Genomic DNA, 13084 nt, shown 5'->3' with positions numbered 1-13084 from the left:
TCCAGTGTCGGCGTCAAGGGCTTATTTTAATAAGTTTTTCAAGCGATGATTTCTTAATCACTCTCGTGAAAAGAAGCAAAACCCGAAGCCCTTAAAGCGCTTGTCACCTGAATCAAATCTCGTGAGAAATTTAACTCTCTAACACCGCTGCAAGTCCCGTACTATCTAACCTTGCGGTAAGTTAGTTGGCCTGCTGTGCCGTGTCAGTGGATGCGCATTATAGGGAAATCCTGATAGAGCACAAGAGGGTTTCTTAATAAAAATAGAATATCTGTACTGTTCGCGTAAAATCCATCCAAAAAGTACGTATATCATCCAAAACATGTCTAAAATGGCACTTTACACTAATACACAGACTTAACACTCTGGTTGATTTATCTCTTGATAGGTCATTTTAAAGAAGACTGTTGCTTAGATGCTTTGTTTTCAGCTATATGAGATCTGTTGCTATTAATATAGTGTTCACGCTAGCATGAGGAACACTCGTTTCGTCGTCAAAACTAATCATAGATATAACTATGGAAGGTGAATAATGGTATTTGATCCAACTAATGACCTCACGGAATATAAAAATACTCAGTTTATATCCACTCAATCACTTTGGATAATACTCAGTAGCTTGTTACTGATAGCGAGTCTGTTTAGCAGTCATATATATGCTAGCGAAATCTATACATGGGTTGATGAGTATGGCGTAACTCACTTTAGTCAGGAGCCTCCAGAGCAACAGAGCGCTGAAAAAATGTATAGCGAAGACATAAAGCCTAAAAAAATAGGCAGTGTATCGCCGACCAGCTCCCCTAAAATGGCAAAAGCCTCGACAGAGCTAGAACGAGCGGCTCTCGCAATAAAACATTCAGACAAGGCACAAGCAAAATCAATTTGTGAAAGTGCTAGGCACAGCCTGAATGTGTTAACGAGCCATTCAAAACTTAATAGAAAGAGTAAAGAAACTGGCAAAACGGTAGCAATGACCGAGGAGCAGCGACAAGCGACTATTGCCGAACAAAAAGAACGGATCTCTTTATTTTGCGAAAAGTAATTAATATTGAGTATTGTCGAATAATTGGATAGTACAAACATATCGATAATGATGAAGCGAAAGTCACTCTACCAAGTAGGCTTAACACTACAGATATTATGGGTGTGACTGTTGATAGGTAGATAAGTAGTAGATGGCTATACATTAAAAAGCGGCATCAACCCTAGTTGATACCGCAATAAAACGTCTTGAGTAAAATGACCACAGTATTACTGGGTAAAGCAGAGTCGTCCCTCAGAAACCGATACTTGTATCGGTATTCCTGGCTGTAGTTGTCCACCTAAGATCTTTTGCGCTAGTGGGTTTTCAACTTCTTGCTGTAGGGCTCTTTTTAACGGCCTTGCCCCATAAATAGGATCGTAGCCAGCATCTACGATAACAGCTAATGCTTCATCACTGATATCCAGTTCATAGTTTTTCTCTGACAACCTAAGTTGCAGAGCCTCAATTTGAATCGTGGCAATATGGGCAATATTGTTTTTATCCAGCGGGTGGAAAACCACGGATTCGTCAACACGATTTAAGAATTCGGGTCTAAAGTGCTGCGTCACCACCTGCATCACATTGGACTTCATCTCTTCGTAGCTTTGCGAGCCGAAGCCTGCTTGAATAACATCAGAACCGAGGTTTGATGTCATAATCACCACAGTATTACGAAAATCAACGGTGCGACCTTGGCCATCCGTTAAACGACCATCATCTAATACCTGCAATAAGATATTAAACACATCGGGATGTGCCTTTTCAACCTCATCAAGCAGTATCACTGAATAAGGTTTACGTCTTACCGCTTCAGTTAAATAGCCACCCTCTTCATAACCGACATATCCTGGAGGCGCTCCCACCAAACGCGATACCGAGTGCTTTTCCATAAACTCAGACATATCAATTCGTACCAGTGCTGATTCAGTATCAAATAGAAACTTGGCCAGTGACTTACAAAGTTCTGTTTTACCCACACCCGTCGGACCTAAGAATAGAAAAGAACCGATTGGACGGCTGGGATCAGATAGCCCAGCTCGGCTGCGACGAATCGCATTGGATACTGAATCAACCGCTTCATTCTGACCGATCACACGTTCATGTAATGCATCCTCCATCTGCAATAACTTTTCCCGCTCTCCTTCAAGCATTTTTGACACTGGGATCCCGGTCGCTTTAGATAACACTTCGGCGATTTCAACGTCAGTGACCTTATTACGTAGCAAGGTCATATCTTGCATTTCAGCTTGCGCCGCTAAGTCGAGCTGTTTTTCTAACGCTGGGATACGCCCATACTGTAACTCTGACATCCGGGTTAAGTCACCTGCACGCCTAGCAACCTCTAAATCCATCCGCGCCTGCTCTAAATCAGCCTTGATATGCTGAGTTCCTGCGAGCGCTGCTTTTTCAGTGTGCCAAATTTCATTTAGCTCAGCCGCTTTAGCTTCAACCTCTTTTAGCTCGGTTCGCAGAACCTCTAAACGACGTAAACTGGCTTCATCTTCCTCTTTGCGCACCGCTTGTTCTTCCAGCTTTAACTGAATAGCACGGCGCTCAAGCCTATCGAGCGATTCAGGCTTTGAGTCCATCTGGATTCTGATGCTCGATGCTGCTTCATCAATTAGATCGATCGCTTTATCGGGCAATTTACGGTCAGAAATATAGCGATTAGACATAGTGGCCGCCGCAACTATAGCAGGATCGGTAATTTCAACATGATGATGCAGCTCATAGCGCTCTTTAAGACCGCGTAAAATAGCAATGGTATCTTCAACATTAGGCTCATCCACCAGCACCTTTTGGAAACGACGCTCTAACGCCGCATCCTTTTCAATATACTGCCGATACTCATCTAATGTTGTCGCACCGACACAATGCAGATCGCCACGAGCCAATGCAGGTTTAAGCATATTACCCGCATCCATTGCACCATCGCCTTTACCGGCGCCTACCATGGTGTGCAGCTCATCAATAAAGAGGATCACTTGGCCGTCTTCTTGAGAAAGCTCATTAAGAACCGCTTTTAAACGCTCTTCAAATTCACCACGATACTTAGCACCAGCAATCAAAGCGCCCATATCCAAAGATAGAACTCGCTTATTTTTGATCCCTTCAGGGACTTCATTGTTAATGATCCGCTGCGCTAACCCTTCAACAATGGCTGTTTTACCGACACCTGGCTCACCAATCAGTACCGGATTATTCTTGCTACGACGCTGCAATACTTGAATAGTGCGGCGAATTTCGTCATCGCGACCAATAACAGGGTCTAACTTGCCCTGCTCTGCTCGTTCAGTAAGATCGACAGTGAACTTTTTCAGCGCTTGGCGTTGATCTTCGGCATTTGGATCATCAACCTTTTGGCCATTACGCATCTGTTCGATGGTCGACTCCATTAACGCCTTGGTTGCACCAGACTTCTTTAGCGCTTGCGCCAAAGCATCACTGCCTTCTAGCGCGGCTAAAACAAACAACTCACTTGAAATAAATTTGTCTTTACGTTTTTGTGCGAGCTTGTCGCACAAATTGAGTAAACGGATCAGTGCTTGAGATAACTGTACATCTCCGCCCATCCCCTCTACTTGTGCTCTTTGCTCTAACTCTTGGCTCAATAACGAGCGCAGAGTACTCACTTGAATGCCCGCTTGGGTCAGAAGGGTGTGAATTGACCCACCGTCTTGATTCAACAGTGCCATCATCAAGTGGGCAGGTTCTATAAATTGGTGATCTCGACCCAATGCCAATGATTGAGCATCCGAGATAGCCATTTGGAATTTATTGGTCATACGATCGAGTCGCATCATTCCTCCGATAACTTATTACTTGGATCCAGCGTTAGGTTTGTAACAGGGACATGCATGGAGTGCATCGAGCTCGAAACTCTGAATAGAAAGGCTGACTCCATTCACGCTTTGATACAAACAAGATATATTGATTTTCTCTACAAGACAGTAAAGCATCTGATAACTAAAAGATGGGGGCTAAACGAGCAATTTCAAGTCAGGGTTTACGCTTCAAGCCAAATAAATGATGCCATTCTGCCTGTAACACCATCTCGGCGATAGGAAAAAAACAGTTCACGATCGGTTAGCGTACAACGCTTATCAGCAAAGATGGTGTTTACACCCGCCTTGGTTAATCTGAGTTTTGCCAGACCATGAAGATCGGCCAAATATTTATCACTAAGATGTTCACTCGTTGGTACAAAACAATATTGAGCCTCAGAGTGCTGTGCTTCGAATTGTTGTTTGACTTCAAAGCCAACTTCAAAAGCGCTAGGTCCAATAGCGGGACCTAAGTAAGCAATCAGATCTTGTGGGGAATGGCTAAATTTGTTGATTGCAGCTTCAATAATACCGTCGCACAATCCTCGCCAGCCAGCATGCACTGCTGCGACTTCTGTGCCATTTTTATCGCACAGTAAGATAGGCAGGCAGTCTGCAGTCATCACCACACACACTTGGTTGCTATTATTACAATAGCTTGCATCAGCATGATGGACTTGACTGTTATCGGCATTAACAACGTTAATACTGTGAGTTTGTTCTAGCCAAGCAGGTGCAACAGGAAGGTTTAGACGTTGTAGAATGGTTTGCCGGTTGCTGTTGACATTAGTGATATTATCACCAACATGCGCACCGAGGTTTAGGCTATCAAAAGGCGGTGAACTTTCCCCACCTTGTCGAGTCGAAAAAGCTAAGTTTACCCCCGAAGGAATAAACCAAGCTTGTTTCTCATCGAAAACATCTGTCATTAAATAACAGGTGGATTATCGATAGTATCTTGGCGCAGAGCTCGTGTCAGCGTCACCATGTCTTCAGGCACTGGCGCGCGCCAGCTCATCACTTCACAAGTGAAAGGATGTGCTAGTTCAAGTCGAATCGCATGCAATGCTTGTCGTCTGAAAGCCATATAAGTTTCGAAAAACTCAGGTGCGGCCCCTTTTGGAGGACGCGGTCGACCAGCATAAACAGGATCACCGACCAACACATGGCCCATGTAAGCCATATGTACACGAATTTGGTGCGTACGACCAGATTCTAGACGAAGACGTAAACGCGTATGCAGTCTGAACTTTTCAGCTACGCGGTAATGCGTCATCGCAGGCTTGCCATTATGCACTACAGCCATATGTGTGCGTTTGGTTGGGTGACGATCGATAGGCTCATCGATGGTACCGCCAGCAATAATGGTACCTTGAACAATCGCTTCGTATTCACGCGTGATCTCACGTGCCTGCAGTGCAGTCACCAAATGAGTTTGCGCTTCAACCGTTTTAGCCACAACCATTAAACCGGTGGTGTCTTTATCCAAACGATGAACAATACCTGCACGTGGTACCAATTCGATACCTGGACAATGATGCAATAATGCATTCATTAACGTACCGTCTTGATTACCTGCTCCAGGATGTACTACTAGACCTGCTTGCTTATTGATAACCAAAATATGATCATCTTCATAAATAATATCAAGGTCGATAGCTTGAGCTTTTGCGGATGTTTCCTCTTCCAGCGTCGCTTCTACGACGATGTCCTGACCTTCCAGAACTTTCACTCTGGGTTTATCAGTAACAGTGCCATCAATGCTGACTGCACCGGACAGAATCCACTCTTTAATGCGTGTTCGCGAGTAATCAGGGAACAAATCAGCCAGAGTCTGGTCTAATCTTTGCCCTGATTGTATTGATGTTATCTCGCTTTTTAGTTTAATCTCTTGAGTCATATGAACCGTACCCACGTTTCGGGGTCCAAAAATGTTTACTATCTGTTACAATCGGATTGTTTCTATTTTATCGTAAAATGGAAAAATTCATAACTATAACTTTAAAAGAATCGAATTCAAGTATGCATAAATTTGCCAAAAGTGTTGCTGTAGTCCTAATTTCGCTTGCTGTTACGGCCTGTAGTAGTAAACAGGGCGAAGACCCTGCAATGATCAAAAGTTCACCTGAAGTGCTTTATTCTCAAGCAAGAACCTCTATGGAGCTGGGGAATTACAGCAAAGCAGTTCGTTCTTTAGAAGCTTTGGATTCCCGTTTTCCATTTGGACCTCATAAAACACAAGTCCAACTCGATTTAATATTTGCTTACTACAAGCTTGATGATCCAGCTTCAGGCATCGCTAACATCGACCGTTTTATTAGATTAAACCCAACACATAAAGACATTGATTACGTTTATTATATGCGCGGTCTTGTCAATATGCAGTCTGATCGTTACCTTTTCCACGACATGTTAAATATCGATAGATCTGATCGAGATCCAAAAGCTGCACAGGATGCATTTAAGGATTTTGACAGACTGCTTAAGTCTTATCCAAACAGTAACTATGCAGCAGATGCGCAAAAACGCATGCAACACTTAAAAAATAGACTGGCACTTTACTCGATCAAGGTAGCTGAATACTACATAAAAATGAATGCATGGAGTGCAGCGGCTATCCGTGCCCAGCTAGTTATGGAAGGATACCCTGGTACACCGTCAACCGAAAGAGCGTTAGAGATTATGTCTGAAGCATACGGTGAATTAGGGCAAGATAAGCTTAAAGAGCATGCACTTATGGTCATGCAAGCTAACTTCCCAAGCAATAAGTTAGTCGCGAAACAGTAATAAATAACAGTTTTTTATCACTCGTTATAGAAAATAAAGGCCTCAAAAGAGGCCTTTATTTTTTTTAAATTAGTTTGACTAATTTTGCTAAACAAATCCACGTATAAGTATTTCGTTGCCTCGGCAACGAATATCATCACTTTATCACCCGTTACCAATACCCCTGAATTGATCAGCTTAGACAGGCTGAGCCAATTTACCGCCGAGCCCAAGTTGCCCTGTAATTTAACATCATTAATAACACGACTAGCTTCAATACCGAGCGCATCGGCTAACAATTTATCTATGTGACCATTTGCAGTCAGGCTGTTTGAGCCCTGTAACGGACTTAAGCGGAAATCAGCGGGTAAGTATCTTAGTCTGCATGCTTTTTCCCTAATACCCAGCGCCGATAAAGCACAGGCAACATCAACACATCAAAGCCCCAAGCAAATAACACCACTAAACAAGAGAGTAAGCTTAATTGAGAGATGGGCGCAAAATCAGACATCAATCCAATAGAAAAACCTAAGGCGATGGTCAGCGTAGTAAATGTAATCACGGGTAGAACCTTGCTTAATGCATCCCACATCGCAACCGTGTTAGCGTCATCGCAATCCTTGTCGGGTAATTTAAGCATCAAATGCAAAGTATCATCAACAATAACACCCAACATCATCCCCAATACAACTGCAGTACCAAGACTGATAAAACCACCATTAAGTTGCCATAAAGCGAACACCCACAGTAAGGGTAAAAAGTTAAGTAATAACCCCATCAAGCCAAAGACGAATGAACGTTTCAACATACTTAACAGAACCGCTAATGCCAATAGCGCCACCCCGAATGACATCAGCATATTGTTAGCGTTATCAATACTCAGGTGAGCAAACAGTAGGTTACTCCCAAGAGGCGGACTAACATCGACACTTCCTGCGTTGCTGTCTAACCAAGTATTTACTTTCACTTCAAATGCCACTAACTCCATCGCTGTCATAGGCACCAGATACAGGGTGACTAAGCTGGCATTCTTAGGCGTTGCCAACTCGCTTTGCAGGCGCAGTTTTCCCACTGAGTTTTCGGATAACAATCGCCTAAATTGATTCTGGCCAATACCGGCACTTTTAACCCAATCGCCAAGGTGCTGAACCTTATTGATCTCAGATTGTACTTTTAAAAAACGAGCGAACTTATAGGTAAACGCCAATTCAACTTTATCGAGCTGATCGCCCGATTTACTGCTCACAACATAATGCTGCAGATTTATTCCGGCAAAGTACTGACGCATTTTTTGACTAGACTGTGTGAAAGGGTTATTAGATTCGAAGTAAGCTAGAGGGTCATCATTGAGGGTTAACTTTGATACGCTCATTAGCGAAAGCACACTCAACAATGCAATCCCGAGCATGACTGAGTTTGGTCTTTTAACATTATTTTGAGCTAGCGATAGCACTAAAGCAAAGTTCATCCCTGTCTGTTTAGTTGGCTTAGAAAAACCAGCAAAGTAGATTAATGTGCTCAGACTTAACAGGTAGTTACACAAAACGGCAAATGCCACCAACAAACCAAAGCTCTGTATTGGCGGCGATGGACTAAACATTAATAAACAAAATCCAAATATGGTGGTCAGGGTCGAGTAAAACAGTGGCGCTTGATTGACGATCACACTTTGCTCAAGCGCTTGTTGATTTGATTTGCCAAGGTTGATGGCACGCCCCCAAGCGAAATAGAGGTGAGATGCATACGCCAGCCCAAGAGTCACAATAATCACCGGCACAAAGGCGCTGATAGCAGCCAATGTTAACTTGAGCCAGGCCGCTAAGCCTAAAGTCAAAATAAGCGTGATAACAGTATTTAGGCATAACGCAGCAATCCACACTTTCTGCCTAATAAAAATCGCCGCCATTAAAAAGATAATGCCCAATAATGACGGTGCAAACCAGAGCAAGTCATGGCGCAGTACTTTGGCGTACTGCCAATTTAATGCATGTGTACCATTGAGGTAGCTATTTACCTTCATTGGCTGCCAAAAGGCATTTGTAGTGGCATCGATGTCATCAAGGGTGCTCATCAACCACAAACTGCGCGTAGCAAAGGTTTTTGATTCAGCCTCGTTTAGTTTTAGCTGTAACAGTATTGCTCGGCCATTTTCTGATAAAACAGACGCCAACCGCGGATGCTTTTTATAGTTAAGGATCTTCTCCGTTCTCGCATCACCTTGCAGAAATTGATTGTAACCCTGCACACTTAGTACGTTAGGATTGGCTTGCAGTTGCTCGACAAAGTCCTGAAGAGGCTGTGACAACACCTCTTCTCGCCAATCTTGCTCGCTTTCTAACAGCAGCCATAGCTGGTCATGGCGCTCAAAACGATCATTCATCTGCTTAAACGCGACAAACCGATGATCTGTCGATGAGAAGTAATCACTAAAGTTAACATCAAGGTTCAATCTATGCAGACCAAGAAGTGAGAGCAGGCTCAGAAAGATGATACTGACAAACAGCCCTAATGGGTGACGCTGAACAGCCCAAACAGTACGAGTATGCAATCCCAAGCAGATCCTCCTAACCTATTACTATCCATCGTCTATAAATACTAGACCGTTGAAACCCCAATTACATTCACAAAATCACAACAAACCATCATACTTCCCCGACTCGCTGCGATTTACAGCTAACTGTTCAGTTCTGCAGCTAAACGCTGGATAATCCAACGTGCAAACAAAAAAAAGCCTCATTTAGCAAAAATGGGTTGACTCAAATCGGTAAAAGCCTTTTAATAGCGCCCGTTGCCCGAATAGCTCAGTCGGTAGAGCAGAGGATTGAAAATCCTCGTGTCCCTGGTTCGATTCCGGGTTCGGGCACCAATATTTAGTTTAGGTGTAGCAACATTTAAACCAGAGTCTAAGGCAAGTTAAGACCTTAAGACCTTAAGCACTCAACATCAAACCTCGCCTTGCGAGGTTTTTTTGTATCTGCCATTTTCCAGTTCAATCTAACCTGCATAATTTGACAATTCATGGCTCACACCAAATATAGAAAACAAAAAGCCAGTCTCATTGAGACTGGCTTTTTGACATAATTTAAGTCAATACCTCGGCTATCGCCTATTTATAGCGCACTATAACTCACGCTAAAGAATAACTCTCGACCCGGGCTAATGTAGTTAGTCACAGAGGCAATATCCTCATCAAGCACATTATTGGCTTTTAAACGTAATTGCCAGTTATCCGTTAGCGCATAACCCACAGCGAAATCAAGCTGATGATAGGCATCTAAATACTGTTCGTATCCAGCATAACGCTTACCTTGGTAGTGGTAGTTAGCTAGCAAGTCAAAATCTTGCCATTGGTAGCTCAACGAATAGTTAACTTCGCTCTCACTGCGACCAATAAGCGGCTCTGCTGTAGCTTTGTCTTCAGTATCTAAATAGGTATAAGCAAGTTGATGCTCTAAACCCAATAATGCAAACTTGGTAAAGAACTCAACACCTGAAATTTCTGCATTGTTTACATTGGCAGGCTTCCAGATCTCCCAACCATTATCGTCAAACTTGCCTGTAGGCGCCCAGGCAATCAGGTTATCAATGTCATTTTTGAATAAGCTAATATAAGCCTGAACGTCATTACGTTGATAATTCAAGGTTACATCATAGCTTTCAGAGGTCTCAGATAGCAGATCTGGATTACCAGAATCCGGCCAATACAAGTCATTAAAAGTCGGCACTTTAAAGGCGGTACCTGTAGTCGCTGATAAGCGCCACTGTTCATCAAACTGATACGCTAGACTGACATTATAAGTGGTTTCACTGTCGATATTTTCAACATCATCATAGCGAAGCGCAACTTCAGCAAGTAACTGCTGCCACTGCTTACCAACCAATATATACGCGCCAAAAGTATCTCTTTCATCTTGAGCATAATCTCCAAGCACCGCCTCATTTGACCAATCTAGTCCACCATTGAGGTTTAGGCCGTCTGTAACAAAGTACTGATTGCTCCAATTGACTTGTTTGCGCTTGGTTTCAAACTCAGCAATAGCGACATCTTTATTATCACCACGAAAATTCTCGTTATAATCTCGAGACTGATTAACCGATAATTTACTGGTTAGTTTTTCGCCGCTGTATTGTGCACCTAAGTTCCAAATATAGTTGCCGTAGTCTGACTCGTCAGCCCCGCCACTGCCATATTTGTCATCGTACTGAGTATTACCCTTATCGTATTGGCCACTCCACAATGCTTGCCATTGCTGCGTCAGCGCCTGTGAACCTTTAAGCGTTATCGAAGTACGACTATAACCGTCATCATCATTCTCTGCGTCCACACCTTGATAAACATCATAGCCATTTGATTGCTCACGGTTCACCGATAATGTGCTGCTGCCCTCACCATGTTCCATACCAAGACCGGCAGAACCACGAATGTAATCGTTACTGCCATATTCAGCACCAACATACCATTCATCGTTTTTAAGTTGGCGAGTAAAAATCTGGATAACTCCGCCTATGGCATCACTGCCCCAAACTGAAGCTCTTGGACCTTTCAAAACTTCAATGCGCTCAATACTTTCTGGAGACAAGCTATTGAAACTCACGCTGCCCAATGTCGCAGAACCGACCTTAACACCATCAATAATGACTAAAACGTGGCTTGAATTTGTACCACGTAAGCTAATAGAAGTATTTTGCCCTGCACCACCATTACGCACAACGCTAACACCCGGCAGTGTTTCTAATACATCTGCGACTGATTTGGGATTAAGGCGTTCAATCTCTTCACGCTCAATGGTGTTTATAACGGTAAGCTGCTGCTCACTAGTTCGATCGAAACGAGTACCAGTAACGGTAATAGTTTCAACGATAGTCACTGATTGGTTGGATTCTGCCGCTATTATTGGCAATGCAGTTAAGCTGAATACGCCGCTGATTAGCAACGCAATTTTAGATGGTTTTGTACCCATTTACCCTTGACTCCTAAAGGAAAACGGGGCAAATGCGTCACGAAATGACAAAGGATTAAGCGCTAAAATTCCATCGCTATATTTGCACATTATCGCACTTCGAGATCTGCCCGCCGAAATCATCGAAATCACTTTACGGGCCGGTCTCCGGACTTAGGTTCTATACCGATTTGATTCTCGATATGCGAGCACAAGCTTTAATACGCCTGTCTCTCACCATTCACCGTTGCGGGGGCAGTGTCAGAATTTAACTGACTTCCCGATTATCCTTACCCAACAATTAAGCTGAAAGTGAAGGCACCAATAAAGCTGACTAGTTAGTTATTTTTAATTTTTTGTACCCAGTAATAACATCGGTTGTTACTAAGCCCGCGCATTATAGACGTCTATACGGTTAAAAGTCTAACTTATCAAAAAGTGATTTGTTCTAGCTTAGATGACAAATATTGAATCGTGGCATGGGGCGGATAACGAAAAAGCAGCGGACTAACAATAAATACCGGCTAATGCTTTAGTCTGAGCTCTTCATACTGCTCTAGAGATGCAGCAAGGGAGGAAATACATTCTGTACATTAAGATCTGATAACCAAAACAGACGCTCAGTGCCAGTGCTATAAAAATGCCACTGAGCGTAACCCGTTAATTTAGCTTGAAAGGCGTTATCGCTGACATAAACTCACGATAATTAGTTTTTTCAAGCGGTGCAGATGTTGAAGTAAACTCCCTTCCCCTTATAGACTTATGAATGAGGTACAGATCTTTTTCACCTTTTACCGCAGTGTAATGACCTATCTCACCTAAATGCGCTAACTCTTTATACACATTAGCTGGTAACTCAGTGAGATGAGTATTGGGCATTCGAGTACACCCCATAATCGCACTTGCCGTCTGATGACCATTAATGAATTCGTCTTCGACACGTTGATACAGCACCTCACCATGGCAGCTGTCTCGATAAGTCTCTGCCATCGTATCGAGAAAGTCCACCGGCTCAATATTGTCAGATAAACCTTTAAAACCTTGAATACACACCATTGAAGCCCAATTGCGTAACTCTTCATTTTTAGGTAGGAATTCAGCGGTAAACATACCATCCTCTAAATGTGAGAAAGCTAACTTCCAACCATTTGGGAGATAAAAGCTGAGTTTTTGGCTAAAAATAGGCAAGCGTTTAGATATTTTGTCTATCGTCATATCGACATCGTCAGATGCATACAGATTCAGACAAAAGCTGAAATAAAAAAGTACTGAATAGGAAATCCAATAACAGAGTTGACTTACTTTCATACCGTTACAATCCTTGTTTAGGGTATTAATTTGCAGCATTCTATCGTCACTCAACATAAAGTGGTACATAAAAGATGTACTGTAGTAACAAAAAATCCCCTCCCTAAGCCACAACAGTCAACGCCCCTGGTTACAAACGTTACAATTAAGTAAGTCACGACCAATTTATTTACATTTAAGCTTGCATCTTTCGATTACATTTGTAATCCTAAGTGAAATTA

General features: G+C 42.9%; 8 protein-coding genes, 1 tRNA gene and 1 riboswitch. Of the genes, 3 read left to right on the top strand and 6 right to left on the bottom strand.

Going from position 1 to position 13084, the window contains the following annotated elements:
• Positions 1 to 532: 532 nt before the first annotated feature.
• Complete coding sequence (locus L2755_RS18405; RefSeq protein ID WP_248982140.1) at positions 533 to 1042, top strand: DUF4124 domain-containing protein; 510 nt, start codon at positions 533 to 535, stop codon at positions 1040 to 1042.
• 209 nt (positions 1043 to 1251) lie between these two features.
• On the opposite strand, the gene clpB is transcribed toward L2755_RS18405, so the two are convergent.
• The 3 genes from clpB to rluD all read right to left on the bottom strand — a co-directional run bounded on the left by clpB (position 1252) and on the right by rluD (position 5749).
• Positions 1252 to 3825 (bottom strand): ATP-dependent chaperone ClpB, encoded by a 2574-nt coding sequence (clpB, locus tag L2755_RS18400; protein ID WP_248982139.1) that lies wholly within the window; start codon positions 3823 to 3825, stop codon positions 1252 to 1254.
• Between the two features lie 206 nt (positions 3826 to 4031).
• A complete protein-coding gene (gene pgeF, locus L2755_RS18395) occupies positions 4032 to 4778 on the bottom strand; it encodes a peptidoglycan editing factor PgeF (protein WP_248982138.1) in 747 nt (248 codons plus the stop codon).
• Positions 4778 to 5749, bottom strand: a complete 972-nt coding sequence (gene rluD, locus L2755_RS18390) for a 23S rRNA pseudouridine(1911/1915/1917) synthase RluD (RefSeq protein ID WP_248982137.1) — start codon at positions 5747 to 5749, stop codon at positions 4778 to 4780. The genes pgeF and rluD overlap by 1 nt, the downstream gene beginning before the upstream one ends.
• A gap of 122 nt (positions 5750 to 5871) precedes the next feature.
• Between rluD and L2755_RS18385 the strand changes: the two genes are divergently transcribed.
• Positions 5872 to 6636, top strand: a complete 765-nt coding sequence (locus tag L2755_RS18385; RefSeq protein ID WP_248982141.1) for an outer membrane protein assembly factor BamD — start codon at positions 5872 to 5874, stop codon at positions 6634 to 6636.
• 355 nt (positions 6637 to 6991) lie between these two features.
• On the opposite strand, the gene L2755_RS18380 is transcribed toward L2755_RS18385, so the two are convergent.
• Entirely contained in the window at positions 6992 to 9169 is a 2178-nt protein-coding gene (locus L2755_RS18380) for an efflux RND transporter permease subunit (RefSeq protein WP_248982136.1), read from the bottom strand.
• 236 nt (positions 9170 to 9405) lie between these two features.
• Between L2755_RS18380 and L2755_RS18375 the strand changes: the two genes are divergently transcribed.
• Positions 9406 to 9481, top strand: a tRNA-Phe gene (locus L2755_RS18375).
• A 244-nt stretch (positions 9482 to 9725) separates the two neighbouring features.
• On the opposite strand, the gene L2755_RS18370 is transcribed toward L2755_RS18375, so the two are convergent.
• Positions 9726 to 11576 carry a TonB-dependent receptor domain-containing protein gene (locus L2755_RS18370; protein ID WP_248982135.1) on the bottom strand — a complete coding sequence of 617 codons (1851 nt, stop codon included), beginning with the start codon at positions 11574 to 11576 and terminating at the stop codon, positions 9726 to 9728.
• A gap of 121 nt (positions 11577 to 11697) precedes the next feature.
• A riboswitch (cobalamin riboswitch) is annotated at positions 11698 to 11896 on the bottom strand.
• Positions 11897 to 12215: 319 nt separating this feature from the next.
• Entirely contained in the window at positions 12216 to 12863 is a 648-nt protein-coding gene (locus tag L2755_RS18365; protein ID WP_248982134.1) for a hypothetical protein, read from the bottom strand.
• Positions 12864 to 13084: the final 221 nt, after the last annotated feature.

The organism is Shewanella abyssi, assembly GCF_023284025.1.
GTDB lineage: Bacteria > Pseudomonadota > Gammaproteobacteria > Enterobacterales > Shewanellaceae > Shewanella > Shewanella abyssi.
Note: the sequence above shows the minus strand (reverse complement) of the source record. Positions and strands in the feature narration are given on the sequence as shown.

Coding starts and splice junctions, on each gene's coding strand:
- L2755_RS18405 (WP_248982140.1), top strand. CDS start 533: ATGGTATTTGATCCAACTAATGACCTCACGGAATATAAAAATACTCAG.
- clpB (WP_248982139.1), bottom strand. CDS start 3,825: ATGCGACTCGATCGTATGACCAATAAATTCCAAATGGCTATCTCGGAT.
- pgeF (WP_248982138.1), bottom strand. CDS start 4,778: ATGACAGATGTTTTCGATGAGAAACAAGCTTGGTTTATTCCTTCGGGG.
- rluD (WP_248982137.1), bottom strand. CDS start 5,749: ATGACTCAAGAGATTAAACTAAAAAGCGAGATAACATCAATACAATCA.
- L2755_RS18385 (WP_248982141.1), top strand. CDS start 5,872: ATGCATAAATTTGCCAAAAGTGTTGCTGTAGTCCTAATTTCGCTTGCT.
- L2755_RS18370 (WP_248982135.1), bottom strand. CDS start 11,576: ATGGGTACAAAACCATCTAAAATTGCGTTGCTAATCAGCGGCGTATTC.
- L2755_RS18365 (WP_248982134.1), bottom strand. CDS start 12,863: ATGAAAGTAAGTCAACTCTGTTATTGGATTTCCTATTCAGTACTTTTT.